This is a genomic window from Rhizobium sp. BK289 (assembly GCF_014193575.1).
Lineage (GTDB): Bacteria > Pseudomonadota > Alphaproteobacteria > Rhizobiales > Rhizobiaceae > Rhizobium > Rhizobium tropici_C.
The window spans coordinates 61,802-86,171 of sequence record NZ_JACHZO010000019.1 but is presented as its reverse complement, the minus strand read 5'-3'; the positions used below and the strand labels follow the sequence as shown (position 1 = coordinate 86,171).

Below are 24,370 nucleotides of genomic sequence, written 5' to 3'. Positions count from 1 at the left end.
GATTCGCAGGGATTTCTGGCAAAGAAAAACCGGCATCGTTTGATGCCGGTTTTGACCTCGCGACGGAACTTCCGTCACGGCGTCTGGAATTCGGTCGGCGAACCGCCATTGTCATTGCGCTTGACGCTGTTGCGCTCGCGCATGAAACGGTCGAACTCCTCCTGATCCTTGGCACGGCGCAGCTCGCGGACATAGGTGTCGAACTCGGCGCGCATCTCGTCGAGCTTGCGGCGCTCCTCTTCGAGGCGCTCGAGTTCAGCCTTGCGCCAGTCGTCGAAGGCGACGTTGCCGGTGGAGAAGGAATGACGGTGACGGCCGCGATGACGGCCGCAGCCGGCAAACATGCCATCGGTCCTTTCGTTCACGTCGCGTTTGAATTCCCGCAAACGTTCTCCGAAGAGAATATAGGCGAGCATGGCAAAGCCCAGCGGCCAGAAGACCACGAAGCCAAGCACCATCAAGGCAATAGTAGCCGGAGTCCAATCCGGGCGAAGCAATGCAGATTGGTTCATTGTCAGGTATCCTCGCACGGCGCATCGCCCCTCGACCGACAGCGATCGATGGAAAGGCTTCTGCGCGGTTTTTAAAGCTCTACCTGCATCTCAGCGCGTTCCAAGGACGCGCGGCGCGGTAAACGGCCCGATCATCTCTGCGGTACCGCCGGAATCGAGATGGTAACCTCTTCGTGAGGCTTCAATGGGATCGCCAGGCGGAATCGGACAAGTGTTTGAATCGGCGCGGATAATTCAACAAAAGCTAATAGTTTGCACAGCAAAAGCGGTTCGGCTTCCAACGAAGCTCCGAACCGCTCTATCCGTTTGATTTTACTGTCTCTCAGGCAGATTTTCCGCCCTTGATGACCCGTTTGACCACCGGCCGGCCGGTGCGGGCATGCTCGCGGGTGAAGGCCAGAATGCGCGGCGCGATCTCGCGGCGAAAACGCGAACCGTTGAAGACTCCGTAATGGCCGACATCCGGCTGCAGATAGTGCATGCGCATATGGTCGGGGATATTGGTGCAGATGGTCTGTGCCGCATGCGTCTGGCCGACACCGGAAATATCGTCGTTCTCGCCTTCGACAGTCAGAAGCGCAATGTTGCGGATGGCGGAGGGATCGACCCGTTCGCCGCGATGCATGAGCTCGCCCTTGGGAAGCGCATGCTTGATGAAGACCTGATCGACCGTTTGCAGATAGAATTCCGCCGTCAGATCCATGACCGCCAGATATTCGTCGTAGAAATCGCGATGCTTCTCGGCCGGCTCGCCGTCATTCTTGACGAGGTGTACGAAGAAGTCCTTGTGAGCGATCATATGGCGATCAAGATTCATCGACATGAAGCCGGAAAGCTGCAGGAAGCCGGGATAGACGGGCCGCATGAAGCCCGGCTGCGGCCAGGGCACGTTCATGACGACATTGTCGGCAAACCATTCCAGCGGCTTTTCCTTGGCAAGCTGGTTGACGGCGGTCGGATTGATGCGGGTATCGATCGGGCCACCCATCAACGTCATCGACGACGGCGCCAGGCGATCGCCCGCCGCTTCCATCACGGCAGCGGCGGCCAGGACCGGCACCGAGGGCTGGCAGACGGCCACGACATGCGTATCTGGCCCGAGATGGTGCAGCATTTCGATGACGTAATCGATATAGTCGTCGAGATCGAACGTGCCTTCGGTCATCGGCACCATGCGGGCATCGATCCAGTCGGTAATATAGACATCGGCGCCCGGCAGCAGGGCTTCCACCGTGCCGCGCAGCAGCGTCGCATAGTGGCCCGACATCGGCGCGACGATCAGGATGCGCGGATCGGCGCTGTGGCCGGCGGGCAGGCTGCGCTCGAAATGGATGAGATTGCAGAAGGGCTTCTTCCAGACAATCTTTTCATGCACTGAGACCGATTTGTCGTCGATCGTCGTCTCCGGAAGTCCGAATTCCGGCTTGCCGTAGCGCCGAGTGGTGCGCTCGAAAACCTCTAGACTGGCCGTCAAGGTGCGGCCGAACGCCGTATGCGAAAGTGGATTAAGCGGATTGGAATAGGCCAGGCGCATCATGTCCGCCGCGGCACGAAAAGGTGCGAGAGCGGCGTGATTGAGTTCGTAAAACTGATAAAACATGGGGGCTTTACCTCTTGCGATACGGGCATTTCGCCGCGCAAATCACTTAAATCATTGAAGCGCACGCGCCTTGCGTGTCGCTGCCTCGCTGCGGCGCTCCTCCGGTCGCGCTGTGCAGCAGGAGGACACGGCTCTCGGGCGCGATCCTCATCCTTACTATGATCCAACCTAGCAGTTTTTGCTGCAGAGCAACATAACTACAATTGGTTCTTATCTATAAAAAACGCCGGAGAATCGCTTCCCCGGCATCAACAATGATCTCGAAAGGTTAAAGTTCCTGAGTTTCGCAGGCCTTACGCGTCGGCGAGGAAGGTCTGGCGCTGCGTGCCCAAGCCTTCCATGCCGAGCTCGACGACATCGCCAGGCTTCAGATACTGAGGCGGTTTCATGCCCATGCCGACGCCGGGAGGTGTGCCGGTGGAAATGATGTCGCCCGGATGCAGCGACATGAACTGGCTGAGATAGGAAACGAGGTAAGCGACGCCGTAGACCATCGTCTTGGTCGAACCGTTCTGCATCATCTTGCCGTTGACCTTCAGCCACATGCCGAGATTCTGCGGATCGGCAATCTCATCCTTGGTAACGAGCCAGGGACCGATCGGGCCGAAGGTGTCGCAGGACTTGCCTTTGGTCCACTGTCCGGAACGCTCGGTCTGGAACGCGCGTTCGGAGACATCGTGGGAAACGCAGTAACCGGCGACATAGTCGAGCGCGTCAGCTTCGCTGACATATTTCGCCGTCTTGCCGATGACGACGCCGAGCTCGACTTCCCAGTCGGTCTTCTCAGAGCCGCGCGGGATCAGCACGTTGTCGTTCGGGCCGACGATGGCCGAGCTTGCCTTCATGAAAATGATCGGCTCCGGCGGCACGGTGGCGCCGGTTTCGGCGGCGTGATCCGAGAAATTCAGGCCGATGCAGATGAACTTGCCGGTGCCAGCAACGCAAGCGCCGAGACGGCCTTCCGGCAATTCAGGTAGGCTTTTCGGATCAAGGGCTGCGATCTTCGCAAGACCTGCGGGCGAAATGGCCTCGCCGCCGATATCGGCGACATGGGCGGAGAGATCGCGGATCTTGCCGTCGCTATCCAGAAGCGCCGGCTTTTCCTTGCCGGCTTCGCCAACACGCAACAATTTCATGGATTTTCCTTCCCTGCATTTTCAAAGGACGAGATTGATAACATCATATATGAACGAATTATTCACCAGTGTCATCAATCGATTTTCGAGAGCCTAGCATGGCTCGGGGGCTTCGCGCTGGAAAAACAGCTTTTCTAGTTCGGGGATAATGACCTGGCGATTTCGACGATGACGTCGAAAGCCATGGCGATATCATCAACCGTCGACTCGAACTGGCCGGCCTGGAAGCGAATGACCAGCCGGCCGCCGACACGAGTCTGCGTCAGGTAGATGCGGCCGTCGTTATTGATAGCCGTAATCAGTCGCTGTGTGTGCTCTTCCTGACCGACACCCGCAGGCGCCTTGTGATCGAAAGAGAACAGCGACAGAAAGGGCTCGGTGACGATTTCGAAATCAGGCTCGGCAGCAAGACGCTTAGCCAGATTCTGCGACCAGGACACATGGTTGCGGATCATCGTCCGCAATCCTTCCAAGCCGTGATAGCGCAACAGGAACCAGAGCTTTAGTGCGCGAAAGCGGCGCCCAAGCGGCACGGACCATTCCGAGTAATTGATGATGCCGTCATGGCCATGCGTGCGCAGATATTCGGGCTGGATCGCCAGTGTTCGGACCAGCGTCTCCGGCTCGCGAACGAACTGGACAGAGCAATCGAATTGCGCGCCAAGCCACTTATGCGGGTTGAAGACCACGGAATCGGCCTGCTCGACGCCTTGCCACAGGGTGCGGAACTCGGGGCAGATCATCGCCGAGCCCGCCCAGGCGGCATCGACATGCACATAAAGTCCGTGCGCATGGGCCACTTTGACGACAGCAGCGACATCGTCACAGGCGCCGACGCTGGTGCCACCGACGCAGGCGATGACGCCGGCCGGCAGCAGCCCGGCAGCGCGATCACGCTCGATCGCATCGGCAAGTGCTTTCGGATCCATAGCCTTGTTGGGACCACCAGAGGGAATCCGCACCAGATTTTCCTGCCCGACACCGGCAATCCAGATGGCACGGTCAATTGAAGTGTGGACCTGATCTGTAGAATAGATGCGCACTGCCTTGTTTGTCGCAAGGCCGCTTTTGTTGCCCTGCCAGTCCAGCGCCCTCTCGCGCATCACGAGGACGGCGGCAAGCGTGGCGGTCGAAGCGGAATCCTGAATGACGCCGGTGAAGGTTTCCGGCAGGCCGAGCGCCTGTCGCAGCCAATCGACGACCTTCGTTTCAAGTTCGGTCGCGGAGGGCGATGTCTGCCAGAGCATGCATTGGGCGGCGATGGCGCTGACCAGATATTCGGCAACCACCGAGACAGGAGCGGCGTTGGCTGGGAAATAGGCAAAGAAGCGCGGGTGTTGCCAGTGCGTCATGCCAGGCACGAGGATATCCTCAAAATCGCTGAAGATATCCTCCATGGCTTCGCCCGTGTCCGGTGGAGAATCAGCTATATGCGCCGATATTTCGCCCGGTGCCATCTTCGCCCGGACCGGTCTGTCGCGAAGCGATGCGCGGTAATCGGCTCCCCAATGTGCCGCCTTCTCCGACCACTGCCGGAACTCTTCCCAATCCATGACGGCCCTCCCTATTCCATCGAACGAGGCGGACCTTAGACCGGTTTTGATATGTGGTCGAGTATCAGAACAGCTCGTCGAGAGCAGGTCCTAGCGGTACGATGCCACTGGGATTGAGCGTCGAAATCGAGTAGTAGCCGCGCTTGATATGATCGAAGCTGACGGTTTCGGCAATCCCCGGCCAATCCAGCATGCGACGGCAGAAGGACTGGAGGTTGGCGTAATCCGACAGCCGGCGGAGATTGCATTTGAACAGGCCGTGATAGGCGAGGTCGAAACGGACGAGGGTGACGAAGAGCCTGATATCGCTTTCGGTAGGATTGATAGCAAAGAGGAAATCCTTGCCTTCCAGCTCGGTCTCGACCTGATCGAGGCAATTGAAGACTTCATTGAAGGCTTCCTCATAAGCGATCTGCGTCGTAGCGAAGCCTGCGCGATAGACGCCGTTGTTGAGAGCGGGATAGATCCGGGCATTGAAACCGTCGATTTCGTCGCGCTTTCCGGCCGGATAAAGATCGATGTCATGCCTTGCGAGATCGCCGAAACCGTCATTCAGCATGCGCAGGATATCGGATGACTCGTTGTTGACGATTGTACCGGTGCGCTTGTCCCATAGGACTGGCACCGTGGCGCGGCCGGTGAAGGCCGGATCGGCTTTCGTATAGATCTCGTGCATATAGGTGGCGCCGTTGATGGCATCGTTCGTGGCGCCTGGATATTCGCCGAACCGCCAGCCTTGTTTGGACAGGGCAGGTTCGACGATGGAAACGGAAATGGCCTCTTCCAGCCCCTTCAGTTTGCGACCGATCAGGGTCCGCGACGCCCAGGGGCAGATCAGCGCGACATAAAGATGATAACGGCCAGCCTCAGCTTTGAACCCGCCTTCGCCCGTCGGTCCTGCGCGGCCATCGGACGTGACCCAATTGCGAAAGCTCGAAGTCTGGCGGACGAAGCCGCCCTTCTCATCCTTTGCCTGGACCGGCTGCCAATCCTCAGTCCATTTCCCATTTACCAGCAAGGCTCTGTCTCCACTCGCGCGCGTTCCTTCGTGAGGGCACCATAGCGGAACAGAATTTCACCGGAATAACGCAAACTTGAAACAGACTGTCTACCTGGCGAATGCGGATAGCTCTATGTATGCAATGATGCGTTTGCGATCAGCTTTATCGGACAAATCCTGTGGCGACATCCGTTTCCAACGTTAAAACCGACCATGCCAGCCGTTATCTCCAGCAGCTCTGCAAGCACTGGAGCCACCGCTTCAGCGTCGAATTCAATGCGACCGCCGGCAGGGTACCGTTCAGTGCGGAAAGCTTCCTCGATCTGGCGGCCCAGCCCGGCAACCTGATCATGACGCTGACAGTCGAGAAGCCCGAAGACCTCGAGCGCATGCAGAACGTTGTCGTGGATCACCTCAAGCGCTTCGCCTTTCGCGAGGAGCTCGACGTAAGCTGGGCTGCCCGAGTTTAAGTTCGCATCCTCTATCTATAACCAGCCAACGGCCGGTTTCGACCGCCTGCGACCGATCATCTCCAAGGAAAGAAGCCCTCATGACATCAAGCAACAGCCGCGAATCTCAATATCCGATCGACAAGCTCTTTCTCGACCGCTGGTCGCCGCGCGCCTATTCCAACGAGACCATGCCGGAAGCCGATCTGCTGACTATTCTGGAAGCGGCGCACTGGGCACCCTCCGCCTCAAACCTGCAACCCTGGCGCTTCCTCTATGCGCTACGCGGCTCGGAACATTGGGACAGGTTCCTGAGCGTCCTCATCGACTTCAACCAGGGCTGGGTGAAATCCGCATCCGCCCTGCTTTTCATCATTTCGCGCACCCACAGTGGCGAGCTCGGCTCGGCCGAACAGAAGCCCAGCTACAGCCATTCCTTCGATGCCGGAGCGGCCTGGGGCTTCCTGGCGATCCAAGCGCATCTAGCCGGCTACGAAGCCCATGGCATGACCGGCTTCCATGTCGAAAAATCCTATGAAGTTCTCGGCATTCCCGACGGTTTCCGCGTCGAGGCCGCGGTCGCGATCGGCAAGGTCGGCGACAAGAACCAGCTTCCGGAAAAGCTGCGCGAGCGCGAGGTGCCGAGCCAGCGCAAGCCGCTCTCGGAGCTGGCCTTCAACGGCACCTTCATCGCCAAGTAATTGATAGAAAAGAAAAAGGCCCGCGAAACCTTCGGCGGGCCTTTTTGCATCTGACGTAAATGGTCAGATGTCGAGATTGGCGACGTTCAGCGCGTTGTCTTGAATGAACTCGCGCCGCGGCTCGACTTCATCACCCATGAGCCGGGCAAACAAGCCGTCGGCATCGGTCGCATCCGTTACCTTCACTTGCAGCAGGGAACGGACATTCGGATCGAGCGTCGTTTCCCAGAGCTGCTCGGCATTCATCTCGCCAAGACCTTTGTAACGCTGCAGCGTCAGGCCCTTGCGGCCGCCGGCAAAGATCGTATCCAGCAGCTGGCGGGGACCTGAAATCTCCGTCTCTCCATCGCGGCGAACAAGCTTCGGCGGTGTGACATAGACTTCCTTCAGCCGTGAGCCGAGTTGGTCGATGAGGCGGGCATCCTGCGAACCGATAAGCGCCATGTCGAGGAACACGACTTCCTTGACGCCGCGTACGGTGCGTTCAAAGCGCAGGCCACCCTCGCCGGTCACAGCGCCGCTCCAGCCGCGTTCGGTTTCTTCGGCGATGACATCGAGCCGCTTGGCAACGTCGTTGGCGAGCGCTTCCGCTCGCGTGGGATCGCTGACCATTTCGGCGTTGAGGGCCCCTGCAATAGCGGCCTGCTCGACGACAGCGCGATTGTAGCGGGAATGCAGATTGTCGATCAGCGTGCGCAGGCGCAGCGCATCATAGATCGCCTCGCGCAGATCCTGGCCGATGCGGACTTCGCCGTTGCCGAGGCGCAAGCTAGCATCCTCCGTGCCCTGGCCGATCAGATATTCTTCCAGCGCCTTCTCGTCCTTGACATACTGCACCGACTTGCCGCGCGTCACCTTATAGAGCGGCGGCTGGGCGATGTAGAGATGGCCGCGCTCGATGAGATCGGGCATTTGGCGGAAGAAGAAGGTCAGGAGCAGTGTGCGAATATGCGCGCCGTCGACGTCTGCGTCCGTCATGATGATGATCTTGTGGTAACGCAGCTTCTCGGCGTTGAATTCGTCCTTGCCGATGCCAGTGCCGAGCGCGGTGATCAGCGTACCGATTTCCTGGCTCGACAGCATCTTGTCGAAGCGGGCGCGCTCGACATTCAGGATCTTGCCGCGCAGCGGCAGGATGGCCTGGTTTTCGCGCGACCGGCCCTGCTTGGCCGAACCACCCGCCGAGTCACCCTCGACGAGGAAGACTTCGGATTTGGCGGGATCGCGCTCGGAACAATCGGCAAGCTTGCCGGGCAGCGATGCGATATCCAGCGCGCCCTTACGGCGGGTCAGCTCGCGCGCCTTGCGGGCAGCTTCACGGGCGGCAGCGGCCTCGACGACCTTGCCGACCAGAACCTTGGCTTCGGACGGATGTTCTTCGAGCCAGGTGCTGAGCGCTTCGTTGACGAGACTTTCGACGACGGGACGAACTTCGGAGGAAACCAGCTTGTCCTTGGTCTGCGACGAGAACTTCGGATCGGGAACCTTGACCGACAGCACGGCCGTGAGGCCTTCGCGGCAGTCATCACCCGTCAGCGTCACCTTTTCCTTCTTGGTAATGCCCGAGGTGTCGGCGTAGGAGGTGATTTGGCGCGTCAAGGCCGCGCGGAAGCCGGCCATATGGGTGCCGCCGTCGCGCTGCGGGATGTTGTTGGTGAAGCAGAGCACGTTTTCATGGTAGCTATCGTTCCACCACATCGCCACTTCGACCGTAATGCCGTCCTTTTCGCCGCGGATTGAGACCGGCTTGTCGACCAGCGGCTTCTTGGCGCGATCGAGATAGGAAACGAAGGCTTCCAGGCCGCCGTCATAAAGCATTTCTTCCTGCTTGATGTCGGAATGGCGCTTGTCGGCCAGCAGGATGCGGACACCGGAATTGAGGAAGGCGAGTTCACGCAGGCGATGTTCCAGCGTGCCGTAGTCGAATTCTGTCATGGTGAAGGTTTCGGAGCTCGGCATGAAGCTGACTTCCGTGCCGGTGGCATCGCCGGCATCACCCGTCTCCTTCAGCGGCGCATCGGCAACGCCATGGGTGAAGCTCATTTCGTGGATCTTGCCGTGGCGGCGGATCTTCAGCCGCAGCCAGACGGACAGCGCGTTGACGACCGAAACGCCGACGCCGTGCAGACCGCCGGAGACCTTGTAGGAGTTCTGGTCGAACTTACCGCCGGCGTGAAGCTGGGTCATGATAACCTCAGCGGCCGAAACACCTTCGCCGCTGTGGATATCCGTCGGGATGCCGCGGCCGTTGTCTGTGACCGTGACGGAACCGTCAGGGTTGAGCGTCACCGTTACGATATCGGCATGGCCGGCCAAGGCCTCGTCAATGGCGTTGTCGACGACCTCATAGACCATATGATGCAGGCCCGAGCCGTCATCCGTGTCGCCGATATACATGCCGGGACGCTTGCGCACCGCATCAAGTCCTTTCAGGACCTTGATGGAATCTGCGCCATACTCGGCGTTGCCGCCGTTGTCGGTTACGGATGTGTCGGTCATATATTGAAGTCTTTCCAGTGTTTTAGAGAACCCTGCCGATCGCTAAAGCGTGATGCCGAACGGTGTGAGCGGTTTTCGGACGACATCATGCTCTACTTCTTTGAGTTTAGAGCGGATTCGGATTTCCGGTCGCTGCGACCTGAAATCATCCGACCCTAACGAATCAGCGGTTTTTCCTAGCCTGTATATAGGATGTTTCGCCCTGAAGTTCCAAACGGAAGGCCCCGAAATCAGGTATAAAACAGGGGATTACGGCGGTTTTCAGCCGGTTTTCCCGGCATTTTCCAAAACGCGGGTCAGTTCACGGATCGTCGCGGCGTCAAGGCTGCGGATCCTGCCGGCCAAGTGGTTGACAAAGGCCGTATATTCGGGCGCAAGCCCGGACGTATCGACAACCACGCGCGGATCGGAAAATCGGGCCAGCAGAAAGAGTTCTTCGGCTTCGTCCCAGATGATATTGAAATATCCGGCGATGCGCTGCAGCAAATCGAAGGTCGGCAGACCGCGCTTTCCGTGTTCTAAGGCGGATAAGTAAGCCGGAGTCACATTGAGGGCGGCCGCCATCTGCTTCTGCGAGACGCCCTTGCGCAGCCGCAGCTTGCGCACTGCTTCGCCGAACGGAGTCAAGGCTTTTCCCCCTTCAAGCGCGACAGACGGATATAAAGCGCACCCTCGCCACCGTGATGTTGTGCCGCCGTCTCATAGGAGGAGATCAGAAAGCGGAATTCAGGCTTGGAAAACCAGAGCGGCACGGCACGCTTCAGCGCACCCTCGCTACCCATGGAGCTGCCTTTGCCTGTTATGACCAGGACATGGCGAAGACCGCGGCTATGAGCCCGCAGCAGAAAATCGAGAAGCATGGAATGCGCCTCGCTCTGGATGAGGCCGTGAAGGTCGATGCGGGCTTCGAGTGCCAGATGGCCTTTGGCGATCTTGCGCTTGACCGGACGTTCCAGCGGATGGTGCCGGCCGCTGGGCTGCTTCGCAGGCGCTGATGCTTCCTGAATTTCTGCTGGGACAGGCGCCGTCTTCGCCTTTGCGGCGCGGCTGTTTTCCTCATTTTCGGCTTCCGCGCGCAGCGCTGCTTCAAAAGCCTCGATATCGGCCATTCGGCCCGGCATGGGGCGGGTGCTCTTGGCGACCTTACCCCACAGGATGCGGTCTTCCGCGCTGAGCTTTCGATCCTTATTCTGCCGTTCCGGGGCCATCAGCCGAACCTCTGCGCCGCCGCCTTCGGAATGAGTATATAAAAATCGGCGTCATTGCGCACGGTGCCGGCGAGCTCTCCCGCATCATAGCCCGAACCGGTAAAGATATCGCCGCGCGCCGGCCCGACAATCGCCGAGCCCGTGTCGAGCGCCAGCATCAGCCGCGCGAATGGCTTGCCGGCATCGAGATGGGTCAAGCTTTCAGACTGGATGAAGAAGGGAAAGCCGAAGGTGTGGATCAGCCGGTCGACCGCGAGGGAGCGGCCCGGTACCAGCGGCACCTTCGCCGCTGCGATCGGCCCGAGAGCGGGATCGCTGACATCGGCTTCACGGAAGAAGATATAGGATCGATTGTGCCAGAGGACCTCGTCGACCTGATCCGGGTGGGCGTAGAGCCAGTCGCGGATCGTCTGCATGGAGATCGTCGCGCGGTCCAACACACCGCGGTCAATGAGCAGGCGCCCGACGGCCGAGAAGGGATGGCCGACCTTGGCGGCATAGGTAATACGGCCGAGACGCCCATCCGCATAGCGCAGACGCGCCGCGCCCTGCACATGCACGAAGAAGACATCGACCTTGGATTTTGCCCAGGCGATCTCCAGCCCTTTCCCATCCAGATAGCCGCGATCGATCTCGCCGCGATCGGGATAGGCGGAAATTGCGCCACCCTGGAGCCTGCCGAACATATAGGAAGGGTCCAGCTCGGCAGGCCGATTGCCGTCATCCAGATCGATCAGATCATCCGGTCTGCGATAGAAGGGGTAACGATAGGTTTCGTCCGCCTCCGCTGAAACTGCGATTTCCGGCTCATAGAAGGCGGTCACGAAACCGGTCGCACCGCCATTGCGACGAATGAAGAAAGGCCGGCAATGCTCCTCGAAAAAAGCCCTAGCCTCCGCTGCATCGCGCGGTTTCCATCCTTCGGCGGCATCGAGGAGTGTCAGGAGATCATCGGCCGTCAGTCCCGCCGCGCCCGTGCGATAGGGCTTCACGTCGCGAATATAGGTCCGGCAGTCCATCATCGTGCGAAAAAGGCTGGAAGGATCATCGTCCTTCCAGCCCTTCAGATCGGCGAAGGTTGCCGGCTCCAGCCTGAATTCCTGCGATGGGATCGTCATTGTTCGGATTCGGTCGCCACGAGTTTCCAGTTCGGATCGCGCGAACGCGTGTCGCGGGCGAAGGTCCAGAGATCGCTGATCTCGGCCACGGCTTCGGCATCGCCATCGATCAAAGTGCCGGCCTTGTCGTAGGTAGCCGAAATCATCTGGCTGACGATGCGCATGGTGATGAAAGATTCCGTTCCCTTCATCTCGGCGCTGAGGATATCGGCCTTGTCGATGCCGACGAAGGTCGATTTGACTTTCTCGCCCTTGGCCTCTCGGTCGGAGATGGCAGCATCGAATCCTTCGTAGACTTCGCGCGACAGCAGACCCTTCAGCGACTTGCGGTCGCCCTCGGCAAAGGCCATGACGATCATTTCGTAGGCCATGCGGGCGCCGTTGACGAATTCCTTCGGATTGAAGGCAGGATCGGCCTTGCTCACTTCACGCAGAGAATCGTTCAGCGGCGTGCCGGCTGGGGTGAATGTATCGATGGCAGCAAAACGGTCTTCCTCTTCGGCCGCGTCGCGCCGCGGCAGGGTCACGACCTTGCCGGCATCCGGCGGCGTCGGGCCATTTACCGGATCTGCGGAACCATAGAGATCGCGCGGCGGCTTCTCATTTCCCGTGCGGCGGCCAAGAACACTACGCAGCTGAAAGAAGATCAGCACCGCCGCCACCAGGAAAAAGATCGTCACAAAGTCGTTTGCACCCATCTCGTATCGGAACCACCGTTAAAATTGAAAGATCAATCCCCATATAGTCCGCATCGATCTATCATTCAAATAGCGGACCGGTTTCTTTATTATACGCGGAGAAACCAACGCCTAACCGAAGAAACCCGCTTTCAGGACCACCGTAACATGCGCCTATCACTTCTTCCTGTCTTCATTTCTCTGATGCCTCTGGCAGAAATTGCCGGATTCATCATCGTCGGAAAGATGATCGGCGTCTGGGCCACATTGGGGCTCGTCATCCTCAGCGTGCTGCTCGGTGCCGCTCTTTTGAGGATCCAGGGGATCGGCATTCTCCAGCGCATCTCGGCCGAAAGCCGCAATGGCGGCGATCCCGGCCGGGAGATGGTGCATGGCGCCATGATTGTCGTCGCCGCCTTCTTCCTGATGCTGCCCGGCTTCATTTCCGACATCATCGGCCTGCTGCTTTTCATTCCGGCAGTGCGCGATCTCGCCTGGACGGTCCTGCGCAAGCGCATCGTCGTCGTCGGCAATTCGCGTGCTTTCCGGCGAGGACAGGGTCCGGGCGCCGAACCGCAAGGCCGGCCGAACAAACCCGGAAACGTTGTCGATCTCGACGAAGACGATTTCCATCGCGAGCCGAACCGGAAGTCACCGTGGTCGGATCAAAAGCGTCTGGAAGACTAGGGGACGGCCTCGGGAGCGCCGGATCCATAAGGGTTGTAAGCCCCTTTTCTAAATGCTAGATGGCGACACCCATCGAGACGTGAGAGGACACCCCCATGGCCAACGAGACCAACGGCAACGGTGCAGCCAGCCCGAGCCTTAGCATCCTTGCTCAGTACACCAAGGATCTTTCCTTCGAAAATCCGGGTGCTCCGCGCTCGCTTCAGGCCCGGGAAAATGCTCCCGACATCAATATCAATGTGAACGTCAACGCCAATCCGCTGTCGGACGAGGATTTTGACGTGGTACTGACGCTGAACGCCGAAGCCAAGGATGGCGAGCGTGTTCTCTTCCATACCGAGCTGGTCTATGGCGGCGTCTTCCGCGTCACCGGCTTCCCGCAGGAGCACATGCTGCCGCTGCTCTTCATCGAATGCCCGCGCCTGCTGTTCCCCTTCGCACGCCAGATAATCGCCGATGTCACGCGCAATGGCGGCTTCCCGCCGCTGATGATCGACCCGATCGATTTCGCGCAGATGTTCACGCAGCGCATGGCCGAAGAACAGGCCCGCGCCCAGGTTTCGGCCGTTCCGAACTAAGCCTGAACTTTCCTATTCTGGAAAAGAAAATGCCCGGATTACAGGTCCGGGCATTTTCTTTTGGTGTTTTGGAAAGTGCTTTTACTCGGAAGCGCTATATTTCGACCAGATTCCCTTCGCGCCGAGTTTGGCGACCAGCGCCGCATGAGCCGCGAGTTCCTCCTCGGTCAGCCGGCCCGGCAGCGGAGCGGGCCGCGCGAAGATGTCGACGACGACTTCTTCCACGAGATCGTTCTGGCGTGAGCGCATCGACGAACCGGTGGCGCTGCCAAGCCCGAGTGCCGTCTGCCGGCCACCGATCATCTCGATATAGACTTCGGCCAGCAGTTCGGAGTCGAGCAGGGCTCCGTGTTTCGTGCGGTGCGAGTTGTCGATGCCGTATCGACGGCAGAGCGCATCGAGCGAATTCGGACCCATCGGATGCTTGCGCCGGGCCATGGCCAGCGTATCGATCACCATGTCAGGCAGGATCGGCGGACGGCCGAGTCTTGCAAATTCCGCGTTGACGAAACCCATATCGAAGGTGGCGTTGTGTGCGATCCACTTGGCATCGCCGAAAAATTCGAGGATCTGATCCACGACGGTTTCGAAGGGTGGCTTGTCCGCCAAGAACTCATCGGTAATGCCATGCACCGCCAGAGCATCGGGGTGTACTTTGCGGTCACCCGGATTGATATAGATGTGCAGCGTCTTTCCGGTCGGGAAATGGTTGAAGAGCTCGATGCCGCCGATTTCGATGATCCGGTCTGCCCTGTTGTCGAGGCCGGTGGTTTCCGTGTCGAAAATGATTTCGCGCATGTCGAAGTTCCGCTTTCCTATTTCTCAATCTGCTGTTTGCGCCGCAGATCCGCGATGATCTCTCTTACCTGCTTGCGGGCCTCATCGATACTGCCGCCGGTATCGATGACATAATCGGCGCGCGCCCGCTTTTGCGCATCCGGCGTCTGCCGGGAGAGAATCATGTTGAATTTTTCCTCCGTCATGCCCGGCCGGGCAAGCACTCTCTCTCTCTGAATCTGTGGATCACAGCTGACGACGACGATCTTATCGACCCTCTTGTCCGCGCCGGTTTCGAACAGAAGCGGGATATCCAGCACCAACATGTCGGCGCCGGCCTGCCGCTGGCGTTGCAGGAACTCACGCTCGCGCTCGCGAACAAGCGGATGGATAATGGCTTCGAGACGCTTGAAACCGGAGGGATCGTCTGCAAGCTTCCGGCTAAGTTCCTGCCGGTCGACCTTGCCGTCACTGGTCGCACCGGGAAATGCAGCCTCGACCAGAGGAACCGCTTCGCCGCTATAGAGATCATGAACGACCGCATCGGAATCGTTCACCGGGATTCCGGCTTCGGCAAAGAGCTTCGCCGAGGTGGATTTTCCCATGCCGATCGATCCCGTCAGCCCGATCCTGATCATCAGTGTTTTTCCATATCCGCGATGATCAACGCCCTCAAACTATCGTCAACCGCCGGACGCTTTCCGAACCATTTTTCGAAACCTGGCACCGCCTGGTGCAACAGCATGCCAAGACCATCGACGATGGCAAAGCCCTGCTCCTCGGCCTGCGCCAGAAGCGGCGTCTTCAAGGGTACATAGACAATGTCGGTGACGGCAGCCCCTTGTGCAAGAGGCGAGAAATCAATCCGAGGTGCTGCTTCGCCGTCCATGCCGAGGGATGTCGTATTGATAAAGAGGCCGGCACCCTGCATGACCTCACCGAGCGCGGCCATCGGATGAGCATGGACCCGTTCGCCAAAGCGATCCGCCAATTCCTGCGCCCGCTCGACCGTGCGGTTGACGACGTGGATTTCCTTGAAGCCGCGGTCGCGCACGGCCTGAATCACGGCCCGGCTGGCACCGCCTGCCCCAAGAATGACGGCGCTATCGGTGCGATCCCAGCCGGGATGGCGCTCGTCGAGGTTCGCCGTGAAACCGCGGCCATCGGTATTCGTCGCATGCAGCAGCCCGTCCTCGAGCCACAAAGTGTTGGACGCGCCAAGTTCTGCCGAAAGCTCATCAGGCCGATCGGCGAGCTTGAACGCCGCTTCCTTGTGAGGGATCGTGACGTTGCCGCCGACGAAGCCGCTGGTGCCAGCTTTCAAAGACGCGACGAAGGCAGCGAAATCCTCTATAGAGACTTCATGGGCACGATAGGTCCCAGCCAAACCAAGCTGCTTCAGCCAATAACCGTGGATCAGCGGCGAGCGCGAATGCTTGACCGGATAACCCGTTACGAAAGCGTTTACGGGCGATGTTTCACGTGAATCATCCATCGATCGTCCCCAACTCACGCAGTTTTTCCAGCAGCGGCAGCATCGGCAATCCAACGATCGTGAAGTAATCGCCGTCGATTTTCGAGAAGAGCTGGATGCCCTCTCCCTCGAGTTGATAGGCGCCGACGCTTGACAATGCCTTCTCTCCGACGCGCCCGAGATGCCGGTGGATGAAGTCAGCCGCGAGGTCCCGCATGGTCAGATCGGCGTGAGACACGTGCTCCCAGATGATATCGCCATTGCGCGCCAGCGCCATGGCGCTGTTCAGGCGATGCGTCTTGCCCGACAGGGTTCGCAGATGATTTTCCGCATCCGCCATTGTTTTCGGCTTGTGAAAGACCTGGACACCAAGCGACATGGTCTGGTCCGAACCGATGATGAGGGAACCGGGGAAGCGATCGCTGACCTCCTTCGCCTTCGCCTTTGCCAGCACGAGCGCGACGGTATCCGGACTGGCGCCATCCCGTTCGAGCGGGGCTTCGATCGCGCGTTCATCGATATCGGCGGCGATGGCCTGGAAATGCAATCCGGCATTTTCCATCAGCATTCGTCGGAACGGGCTGGATGATGCAAGAATAAGGGGCGCGGTCATGAAGGCTGCCTCCGAGATAATAATGTGCAGCGCTTAACGCAGCTTGGGGCGCAGGGCAACAATGGCGGCGGCGGTCTCTTCGATCGAGCGCCGCGTGACATCGATGATCGGCCAATTGTGCCGCGCGCAGAGTGAGCGGGCATATTTCAACTCTTCGGAGATGGCGGCGCGATCCGTGTAGTCGCCACGATCGAAGCCGGGTGTCGTGCCGAGAATACGGTTTTCGCGTACCTGCGAGATCCGGTCGGTCGTTGCCACCAGTCCGACGATCAACGGCTTCGTCGCCCTGCTCAAGCTCTCCGGCAACGGCACGCCGTGGACAATCGGGATATTGGCGGTCTTGATGCCGCGATTGGCCAGGTAGATGCTCGTCGGCGTTTTCGAGGTGCGGCTGATGCCGATGATGACGACATCGGCTTCATCATAATCATCGGGCATCTGGCCATCGTCATGATCCATGGTGAAGTTCAGCGCTTCGATGCGAGCGAAATAATCGGCATTCATCACATGCTGCGCACCGACTCGGCGGCGCGATGCCGTGCCGAGATAGGTCTGGAAGACATTCATGACCGGTTCGAGAACGTTGACCGATGGTACGCCCATTTCCTTGCACCGCTCGGCAATGAAATCGGCGAGTTCACGATCGACGATCGTATAAAGGACGATGCCGGGGCTGTTATCGATCGCCTCCAGAACCGGCAGCAACTGCTTGCGGTTTCTGATCAGCGGATAGACATGCTCGATCGGCTGGCTGGCATGGAATTGCACCGAGGCGGCACGGCCGGCGGAGATGAGAGTCTCACCCGTTGAGTCAGAAATCAGGTGCAGATGAAAGAAGCTTGTTCGGTTTTCCACGCTACTTTCCATCACCTGTTGATATCTCGGGAGAAAAGACAGGTACGAGAAGGGGCCCGTCCTCGGCAAGTGGAAAACGGCCAAGTTTTCCACATTTGGAATTTTCGCGAGACGGCTTCCGCCGCGGCTGTGGGCAATGTGGACAAGATCGGTAGCGCCACTTCCATCCTCGATTTATCCACAGAACGGCGAGAGACAGATCTCTTTGCAAGCTCTTCAAAAGATTGAAGGATCATCTTTTCTTTCCACATATCGACAGCTCGCGTCAAAATCTTTGCAGATTCATGCCGAAGGCGCGACAAATTGGACAGGCGCTGGATGAACTTTAATCCTTGCTAGTCACCGACTCTAAGAAATAGAAACCTTTCAATATATGTTTGGTTTTATATAGGACGACGTCTGTGAGCGATGAACGCCGGAAGATCATGCGAGTGCTGAGCGGTGAAACGCTCACCCCTCCCCCTCTCTGGCTGATGCGGCAGGCGGGCCGTTATCTTCCCGAATATCGAGAGACTCGCGCAAAGGCAGGGAGCTTCCTTGATCTCTGTTATACGCCCGATCACGCCGTCGAGGTAACACTGCAGCCGATACGACGTTATGGTTTCGATGCCGCCATTCTCTTTTCCGACATCCTGGTCATCCCCGACGCATTGAAGCGGAATGTCCGCTTCACCGAAGGGCATGGGCCGGAGATGGATCCGATCGATGAGACCAGCATCCTTGCATTGAAGCCGGAGGGCATCATGGCGCATCTGGCGCCGGTCATGGAGACGGTACGGCGGCTGCGTCAGGAGTTGCCGGTGGAGACGACGCTCCTCGGCTTCTGTGGCGCACCCTGGACCGTTGCGACCTATATGATCGCCGGCCATGGTACGCCCGATCAGGCCCCTGCCCGGCTGTTTGCCTATCGCTATCCCAAAGCGTTCGAACATCTGCTGATGCTGCTTGCCGATATCTCGGCCGATTATCTCGTAGCGCAGATCGACGCCGGCGCCGATGCCGTGCAGATTTTCGATTCTTGGGCCGGCGTGCTCGGCGAGAAGGAATTCGAGGCTTTTGCGGTCAAGCCGGTTGCGAAAATGATCGCATCGGTGAAGGCACGGCGGCCAAAGGCGCGGGTGATCGCTTTTGCCAAAGGGGCCGGATACCTGCTGAAAACCTATCGGCAGAAGACGGGAGCCGATGCGATCGGTCTCGACTGGTCGGTGCCGTTGGCCTTTGCTCGGGAACTGCAGAAGGACGGGCCGGTGCAGGGCAATCTCGATCCGATGCGCGTGGTTGCCGGCGGCAAGGCTTTGGACGTCGGGATCGACGATATCCTGCAGCAGCTCGGGAATGGCCCGCTGATCTTCAATCTCGGACATGGCATTACCCCGCAGGCGGATCCCGATAATGTTGCCAGGCTTGTTGAGCGTGTGCGGGGATGGAGGAACTGATGACGGTGGAAAAGCAGACGGACGCCGCTCCGGGTCAGAGGGCTGGACGACGCGCCTATGTCATGATTCTCATTTTTGCGGTTCTGGCGATCGGACTTTTCGCCTGGCATCCGGCCGATCTCTATCTCTGGATCAAGGCGCTGCACATCATCGCCGTCATCTCCTGGATGGCCGGCATGTTTTATCTGCCGCGGCTGTTCGTCTATCACACCGACGCCGAAGCCGGTTCGCAGCAATCCGAGACGTTCAAGGTCATGGAACAGCGACTGCTGCGCTACATCATCAACCCGGCAATGATTTTGACCTGGATTTTCGGGCTTTATCTTGCCTGGTCCGTCTATGATTTCCGAGGCGGATGGCTGCACGCCAAGATCGGGCTTGTCTTGATTCTCTCGGGCGTTCACGGCCATTTCAGCGCTGCGGTGCGCGCCTTTGCCCGCGATCAGAACAAGCATTCTGCCCGATACTGGCGGGTCATGAACGAGGCGCCGACGCTTCTGATGATCGCGATCGTCATTCTCGTGGTCGTCAAGCCCTTTGCGTGAGGCGGGGCTATATTAGACACGACGTAAAATTTCTTTCATTTTGCGTGCCCCCCTTGCGGTTCAGAAAGTGAGTCGCTATTTTCCCGCCATCTTCTCTTCGTGGCATGTATCCATTCTGTCTCCCGCGAGCGCCCCTATCGCGGTTCTGAATACGAGCAACATTGCCTTCCCCTCCTAAAAAAATGAGTAACTCCCTTCATGGCTGAAATGAAGCTTCAGGAACTGAAAAATAAATCCCCGACCGATCTCCTGGCCTTTGCCGAATCGCTCGAAGTGGAAAACGCCAGCACGATGCGCAAGCAGGAATTGATGTTTGCAATCCTGAAGGTGCTGGCGAGCCAAGACGTAGAAATCATCGGCGAGGGCGTCGTCGAAGTTCTACAAGATGGTTTCGGTTTCTTGCGTTCCGCGAACGCTAACTATCTTCCCGGTCCGGACGATATCTATATTTCCCCCTCCCAGATCCGCCGCTTCTCCTTGAAGACGGGCGACACGGTCGAGGGACCGATCCGCGGACCGAAGGAAGGCGAACGCTACTTCGCGCTGCTGAAAGTCAACACGATCAATTTCGACGATCCGGAAAAGATCCGTCACAAGGTTCACTTCGATAACCTAACGCCGCTTTATCCGAACGAGCGTTTTCGTATGGAACTCGACGTTCCCACGTCGAAGGATCTTTCGCCCCGGGTGATCGATCTCGTAGCACCGCTCGGCAAGGGCCAGCGCGGCCTGATCGTCGCACCACCGCGTACCGGTAAAACCGTTCTCCTTCAAAACATCGCCCATTCCATCACCGCCAATCATCCGGACTGCTACCTGATCGTTCTCTTGATCGACGAACGTCCGGAAGAAGTGACGGATATGCAGCGATCCGTGCGTGGCGAAGTCATCTCGTCGACTTTCGACGAGCCGGCGGTGCGCCACGTCCAGGTTGCTGAAATGGTCATCGAGAAGGCCAAGCGCCTGGTTGAGCATGGCCGCGACGTCGTCATCCTGCTCGATTCGATTACCCGCCTCGGCCGCGCCTATAACACCGTGGTCCCCTCCTCTGGTAAGGTTCTGACCGGCGGTGTCGACGCCAACGCCCTGCAGCGTCCGAAGCGTTTCTTCGGTGCTGCGCGTAACATCGAAGAAGGCGGCTCGCTGACGATCATTGCGACGGCCCTGATCGATACCGGCAGCCGTATGGACGAAGTTATCTTTGAAGAATTCAAGGGTACCGGTAACTCGGAAATCGTGCTCGACCGCAAGGTGGCCGACAAGCGCATCTTCCCGGCAATGGATATTCTCAAGTCCGGTACGCGTAAGGAAGACCTGCTGGTGCCGCGCCAGGATCTGCAGAAGATCTTCGTCCTGCGCCGCATTCTGGCGCCGATGGGTACGACCGACGCGATTGAGTTCCTGATCGACAAGCTCAAGCAGACGAAGAATAATCCGGACTTCTTCGATTCGATGAATACGTAATCCTTAGCCGGATTCCGTAAGCGTATCGCTTTAGAGATACGGTGCACATGCTATGATCGGGGTCGCCTTCTAGCGGCCCCGATTTCGTTTTATTGAGCAGAATTTCTTAGGCGAAGTATCAACGAAAATCGATTCGGATACGGATCAGTTCAATGACGGCAGACCAAACCATTTATGCACTCTCCAGCGGCGGCTTGCCAGCCGGCGTCGCCGTTATCCGCATCAGCGGTCGTTCCGCTTTTTCCGTCGCTGGGTCCCTTGCCGGAACGCTGCCAGCTCCTCGGCAAGCCGCGCTGAAAACGATTCGGACTCGTAACGGTTTAACTATCGACCGTGGTCTTGTTTTAATTTTTCCGGGGCCAGCCTCTTTTACCGGAGAGGATTGCGTCGAGGTTCATGTTCACGGCGGCAAGGCCGTGGTGAATGCGCTTCTGGCAGAGCTTGCCACTTTTGATGGGTGCCGTCTTGCGGAGCATGGAGAATTCTCGCGCCGTGCCCTTGAGAACGGCAAAATGGATCTTGTCGAGGTGGAGGGCCTGGCGGATCTTATTGGTGCCGAGACGGAAATGCAGCGCCGGCTCGCGTTGGAACACGCTGCTGGCGGATTATCGGAGCTTTATAATGGCTGGGCTGACCGGCTGACCCGCGCGCGGGCGCTGATCGAAGCCGAGCTGGATTTCGCAGACGAGGATGACGTTCCTGGCTCCGTATCGGATATGGTATGGGCAGACATGCAGCGTCTGCATTCTGAGTTGTCCGACCATCTCAAGGGCGCCGATCTTGGCGAGATTATCCGCGATGGTTTGAAAGTGGTGATTGCCGGGCCGCCGAATGCCGGCAAGTCCAGCCTCATGAATGCATTGGCGAAGCGGGAGGTGGCGATCGTCACCGACATTGCCGGAACGACGCGGGACGTTCTGCATATCGATCTGAATATAGAGGGATATGCTGTCAAGCTTTATGATACGGCAGGCTTGCGGGAAACCGATGAGATTGTCGAGCGCGAGGGGATACGCCGCGCCCTTAACACCGTCGCTGATGCCGATCTTGTCCTATCGTTAGCGGAAATCGGCCATGGTCCGCAGCTCGATTTCCCCGGTTTCTCCGGCAAGATCGTCACGCTCGGGACGAAATCAGACTTACACCCTGGTCAGGGCGACGGCGAGTATGATGTGCTTATCTCCTCGGAGACGGGGGCGGGCTTGCCGGCGCTACATCAATTTCTCCGGCAAGATCTGCAGGATCGCTCGGAATCTCTGTCGTTGGCATTGCCGAGCCGCTTGCGGCATCGGATGCTGCTGGGTGAGAGTTTAGCTGCCGTCGCTGCGGCACTCGCCTCCGAGGACAGAGGTCTCGATATCAGGGCGGAGTATTTGCGACGGGCCGCTGCGAGCCTTGGGCGGATCACAGGACGCGTCGATGTCGAAGATCTGTTGGATGTGATTTTCTCGGAGTTCTGCATCGGCAAATGATTCACGTGAAACATGCCGATCGGATATCGAAGTGGATTCGAACCGACGTTTCACGTGAAACCTTCTTGACTCCTGAAATTGGTGTGCCAAACAGGCGGCACGACCGAGGACTTGATGATGTTCGATGAATCATATGATGTGATCGTTGTAGGTGGCGGCCATGCCGGCAGCGAGGCCGCGGCCGCGGCCGCACGCCTGGGCGCGCGCACCGCGTTGGTGACACATAGACGAGACACGATCGGCGTCATGTCCTGTAACCCCGCGATCGGCGGTCTTGGCAAAGGCCATCTCGTGCGGGAAATCGATGCACTCGACGGCCTGATGGGGCGGGTTGCCGATGCGGCCGGTATTCAATTCCGCATGCTCAATCGCAAGAAGGGCCCCGCTGTCCGTGGGCCGCGCACACAGGCCGATCGTAAGCTTTATCGTCTGGCCATGCAGGCCGAAATCGGCGCGATCGACAATCTTGATGTCATAGAAGGGGATGCGTTTGATCTCGTTCTTGAGCACGGGCGCGTTTCTGCAGTCACGTTGAAGGATGGCAGGATCATCCGGTGTGGCGCTGTCGTTTTGACAACAGGAACCTTTCTTCGCGGCCTTATTCATATTGGCGACAAGAAAATTCCAGCTGGGCGCGTTGGCGAAGAGCCTTCAGTAGGCCTTTCAGGCACGTTGTTGCGGCATGGGCTCGCCCTCGGCCGTTTGAAGACGGGAACCCCGGCTCGCCTCGATGGCACGACGATCGACTGGGCCTCAGTCGGAAGACAAGGCGCGGATGAAGATCCCACGCCCTTTTCCTTCATGACTGATTCCATCGTGAATCCACAGATCGAATGCGGCGTGACGCGAACGACTCCGGATACGCATAGGATCATCGCCGAGAATCTCAAACGTTCGGCGATGTATTCAGGGCAGATCGAAGGCGTTGGACCACGCTATTGTCCCTCTATTGAGGACAAGATCGTGAAGTTCGGTGAGCGCGATGGCCATCAGATATTCCTGGAGCCGGAAGGCCTCGATGACACGACCGTCTATCCGAACGGCATATCCACCTCCCTTCCGGAGGATGTCCAGGAGGACTTCATCAAAACCATTCCGGGCCTGGAACGAGTTACAATTCTCCAGCACGCCTATGCCATTGAATATGATCATGTGGATCCGCGCGAACTGAAACTCTCCCTGGAAGTGGAGAAGATTCCCGGTCTCTTTCTGGCCGGACAGATCAACGGCACGACGGGATATGAAGAGGCAGGCGCACAGGGCCTTGTCGCCGGCTTAAATGCGGCGCGTCTTGCCTCCGGTGGCGAAGCGATCGAATTCAGCCGAACGGACTCCTATATTGGCGTGATGATCGACGACTTGACGTCGCGCGGCGTCGCGGAGCCTTATCGCATGTTCACTTCCCGCGCGGAGTATCGTCTTTCGCTGCGAGCTGACAATGCGGATGTGCGCCTGACGCCGGTTGGCCTGTCCATCGGTTGCGTCGGTGCTGATCGTGCATCGCGTTTCGACCGGTATGTGAGGAAGCTTGAACAAGCACGCATTCGTCTGAAAGATTTGAGGATCACTCCGAACGAAGCCGAAAAAGCCGGCATGCACCTGAACAAGGATGGTCAGTGGCGTTCGGCGTATGAACTCCTCTCGCATCCGGGTCAGTCGATCGAAGCGCTGTCGCGCCTTTGGCCGGAGCTGCAATCCATGGAACGGAGCGTCGCCGAAGCGGTCGAGATCGAAGCGGTCTATGCGGTCTATATGGATCGGCAGACTGCGGATATAACGCAGGCTCGGAAAGAAGAAGAGCGCGCCATCCCTTCTGGCTTCGACTTCGCCGTTCTCTCTGGTCTGTCCAACGAGTTGAAGCAGAAACTGGCCGCAGCGAATCCGAAGAACATTGCTCAAGCGTCGCGGATCGACGGAATGACGCCAGCGGCCATTTCTCTGTTGCTGGCCCATCTTAGAAAGATGAGCACTCAGGATGCGCAAAAGCTCGTATCTTGATACTACAAGGTTAGAGAG

The 24,370-nt window shown here is 58.5% G+C and carries 24 protein-coding genes; 9 read left to right on the top strand and 15 right to left on the bottom strand.

Going from position 1 to position 24,370, the window contains the following annotated elements:
- Window positions 1–74: 74 nt before the first annotated feature.
- The 5 genes from FHT84_RS27715 to FHT84_RS27695 all read right to left on the bottom strand — a co-directional run bounded on the left by FHT84_RS27715 (window position 75) and on the right by FHT84_RS27695 (window position 5,819).
- Window positions 75–512, bottom strand: a complete 438-nt coding sequence (locus FHT84_RS27715; RefSeq protein WP_112339896.1) for a DUF2852 domain-containing protein — start codon at window positions 510–512, stop codon at window positions 75–77.
- A 322-nt stretch (window positions 513–834) separates the two neighbouring features.
- A complete protein-coding gene (phaZ, locus tag FHT84_RS27710) occupies window positions 835–2,112 on the bottom strand; it encodes a polyhydroxyalkanoate depolymerase (RefSeq protein ID WP_113250795.1) in 1,278 nt (425 codons plus the stop codon).
- A gap of 293 nt (window positions 2,113–2,405) precedes the next feature.
- Entirely contained in the window at window positions 2,406–3,248 is an 843-nt protein-coding gene (locus tag FHT84_RS27705) for a fumarylacetoacetate hydrolase family protein (RefSeq protein ID WP_112339894.1), read from the bottom strand.
- Between the two features lie 134 nt (window positions 3,249–3,382).
- Window positions 3,383–4,801: a pyridoxal-dependent decarboxylase gene (locus tag FHT84_RS27700; protein WP_113250796.1), complete on the bottom strand. Its 1,419-nt coding sequence runs from the start codon at window positions 4,799–4,801 to the stop codon at window positions 3,383–3,385.
- 64 nt (window positions 4,802–4,865) lie between these two features.
- Complete coding sequence (locus FHT84_RS27695) at window positions 4,866–5,819, bottom strand: glutathione S-transferase family protein (protein ID WP_113250797.1); 954 nt, start codon at window positions 5,817–5,819, stop codon at window positions 4,866–4,868.
- A 161-nt stretch (window positions 5,820–5,980) separates the two neighbouring features.
- On the opposite strand from FHT84_RS27695, the gene FHT84_RS27690 reads away from it, so the two are divergent.
- The gene (locus FHT84_RS27690) at window positions 5,981–6,271 is read left to right on the top strand and encodes a DUF2218 domain-containing protein (RefSeq protein ID WP_112339891.1); all 291 of its coding nucleotides are present in this window, start codon (window positions 5,981–5,983) and stop codon (window positions 6,269–6,271) included.
- A gap of 80 nt (window positions 6,272–6,351) precedes the next feature.
- Entirely contained in the window at window positions 6,352–6,951 is a 600-nt protein-coding gene (locus tag FHT84_RS27685) for a nitroreductase family protein (protein WP_183765213.1), read from the top strand.
- Window positions 6,952–7,014: 63 nt separating this feature from the next.
- Here the strand turns inward: FHT84_RS27685 and gyrB are convergent, their stop codons facing one another.
- The 5 genes from gyrB to FHT84_RS27660 form a co-directional block, all read right to left on the bottom strand.
- The gene (gene gyrB / locus FHT84_RS27680; RefSeq protein WP_113250799.1) at window positions 7,015–9,450 is read right to left on the bottom strand and encodes a DNA topoisomerase (ATP-hydrolyzing) subunit B; all 2,436 of its coding nucleotides are present in this window, start codon (window positions 9,448–9,450) and stop codon (window positions 7,015–7,017) included.
- A gap of 261 nt (window positions 9,451–9,711) precedes the next feature.
- Window positions 9,712–10,077, bottom strand: coding sequence for a helix-turn-helix domain-containing protein (locus FHT84_RS27675; RefSeq protein ID WP_112339888.1), 366 nt, complete (start codon window positions 10,075–10,077; stop codon window positions 9,712–9,714).
- Complete coding sequence (locus FHT84_RS27670) at window positions 10,074–10,658, bottom strand: Smr/MutS family protein (protein ID WP_113250800.1); 585 nt, start codon at window positions 10,656–10,658, stop codon at window positions 10,074–10,076. The genes FHT84_RS27675 and FHT84_RS27670 overlap by 4 nt, the downstream gene beginning before the upstream one ends.
- On the bottom strand, window positions 10,658–11,776 hold the full coding sequence (locus tag FHT84_RS27665) for a murein transglycosylase A (RefSeq protein WP_113250801.1): 1,119 nt from the start codon (window positions 11,774–11,776) through the stop codon (window positions 10,658–10,660). The genes FHT84_RS27670 and FHT84_RS27665 overlap by 1 nt, the downstream gene beginning before the upstream one ends.
- The gene (locus tag FHT84_RS27660) at window positions 11,773–12,474 is read right to left on the bottom strand and encodes a Tim44/TimA family putative adaptor protein (RefSeq protein ID WP_112339885.1); all 702 of its coding nucleotides are present in this window, start codon (window positions 12,472–12,474) and stop codon (window positions 11,773–11,775) included. Before FHT84_RS27660 ends, FHT84_RS27665 begins: the two co-directional genes overlap by 4 nt.
- A gap of 147 nt (window positions 12,475–12,621) precedes the next feature.
- On the opposite strand from FHT84_RS27660, the gene FHT84_RS27655 reads away from it, so the two are divergent.
- On the top strand, window positions 12,622–13,140 hold the full coding sequence (locus FHT84_RS27655) for an FxsA family protein (protein WP_112339884.1): 519 nt from the start codon (window positions 12,622–12,624) through the stop codon (window positions 13,138–13,140).
- A 95-nt stretch (window positions 13,141–13,235) separates the two neighbouring features.
- Window positions 13,236–13,718 carry a protein-export chaperone SecB gene (gene secB, locus FHT84_RS27650; protein ID WP_112339883.1) on the top strand — a complete coding sequence of 161 codons (483 nt, stop codon included), beginning with the start codon at window positions 13,236–13,238 and terminating at the stop codon, window positions 13,716–13,718.
- A gap of 81 nt (window positions 13,719–13,799) precedes the next feature.
- Here secB and dnaQ read toward each other — a convergent pair whose 3' ends face one another.
- From dnaQ to FHT84_RS27625, 5 genes are read right to left on the bottom strand one after another with little or no spacing between them, the layout of a single operon-like run.
- Complete coding sequence (gene dnaQ / locus FHT84_RS27645) at window positions 13,800–14,516, bottom strand: DNA polymerase III subunit epsilon (RefSeq protein ID WP_112339882.1); 717 nt, start codon at window positions 14,514–14,516, stop codon at window positions 13,800–13,802.
- Window positions 14,517–14,533: 17 nt separating this feature from the next.
- Complete coding sequence (gene coaE / locus FHT84_RS27640; RefSeq protein WP_183765216.1) at window positions 14,534–15,133, bottom strand: dephospho-CoA kinase; 600 nt, start codon at window positions 15,131–15,133, stop codon at window positions 14,534–14,536.
- Complete coding sequence (locus FHT84_RS27635) at window positions 15,133–15,990, bottom strand: shikimate dehydrogenase (RefSeq protein ID WP_113250802.1); 858 nt, start codon at window positions 15,988–15,990, stop codon at window positions 15,133–15,135. The genes coaE and FHT84_RS27635 overlap by 1 nt, the downstream gene beginning before the upstream one ends.
- Window positions 15,983–16,582 carry a Maf-like protein gene (locus FHT84_RS27630; RefSeq protein ID WP_112339879.1) on the bottom strand — a complete coding sequence of 200 codons (600 nt, stop codon included), beginning with the start codon at window positions 16,580–16,582 and terminating at the stop codon, window positions 15,983–15,985. The genes FHT84_RS27635 and FHT84_RS27630 overlap by 8 nt, the downstream gene beginning before the upstream one ends.
- 33 nt (window positions 16,583–16,615) lie before the next feature.
- The gene (locus FHT84_RS27625) at window positions 16,616–17,437 is read right to left on the bottom strand and encodes a pyruvate, water dikinase regulatory protein (protein WP_112339878.1); all 822 of its coding nucleotides are present in this window, start codon (window positions 17,435–17,437) and stop codon (window positions 16,616–16,618) included.
- 401 nt (window positions 17,438–17,838) lie between these two features.
- Here FHT84_RS27625 and hemE point away from each other — a divergent pair, with 401 nt between their 5' ends.
- The 5 genes from hemE to mnmG all read left to right on the top strand — a co-directional run bounded on the left by hemE (window position 17,839) and on the right by mnmG (window position 24,352).
- The gene (hemE, locus tag FHT84_RS27620) at window positions 17,839–18,873 is read left to right on the top strand and encodes a uroporphyrinogen decarboxylase (RefSeq protein WP_113250804.1); all 1,035 of its coding nucleotides are present in this window, start codon (window positions 17,839–17,841) and stop codon (window positions 18,871–18,873) included.
- On the top strand, window positions 18,873–19,418 hold the full coding sequence (gene hemJ, locus FHT84_RS27615; protein ID WP_183765219.1) for a protoporphyrinogen oxidase HemJ: 546 nt from the start codon (window positions 18,873–18,875) through the stop codon (window positions 19,416–19,418). Before hemE ends, hemJ begins: the two co-directional genes overlap by 1 nt.
- 198 nt (window positions 19,419–19,616) lie before the next feature.
- Window positions 19,617–20,882, top strand: coding sequence for a transcription termination factor Rho (gene rho, locus FHT84_RS27610; protein ID WP_004127423.1), 1,266 nt, complete (start codon window positions 19,617–19,619; stop codon window positions 20,880–20,882).
- A 152-nt stretch (window positions 20,883–21,034) separates the two neighbouring features.
- Window positions 21,035–22,354, top strand: a complete 1,320-nt coding sequence (gene mnmE / locus FHT84_RS27605; RefSeq protein ID WP_183765221.1) for a tRNA uridine-5-carboxymethylaminomethyl(34) synthesis GTPase MnmE — start codon at window positions 21,035–21,037, stop codon at window positions 22,352–22,354.
- Between the two features lie 117 nt (window positions 22,355–22,471).
- Window positions 22,472–24,352, top strand: coding sequence for a tRNA uridine-5-carboxymethylaminomethyl(34) synthesis enzyme MnmG (mnmG, locus tag FHT84_RS27600; protein WP_183765224.1), 1,881 nt, complete (start codon window positions 22,472–22,474; stop codon window positions 24,350–24,352).
- Window positions 24,353–24,370 lie beyond the last annotated feature (18 nt).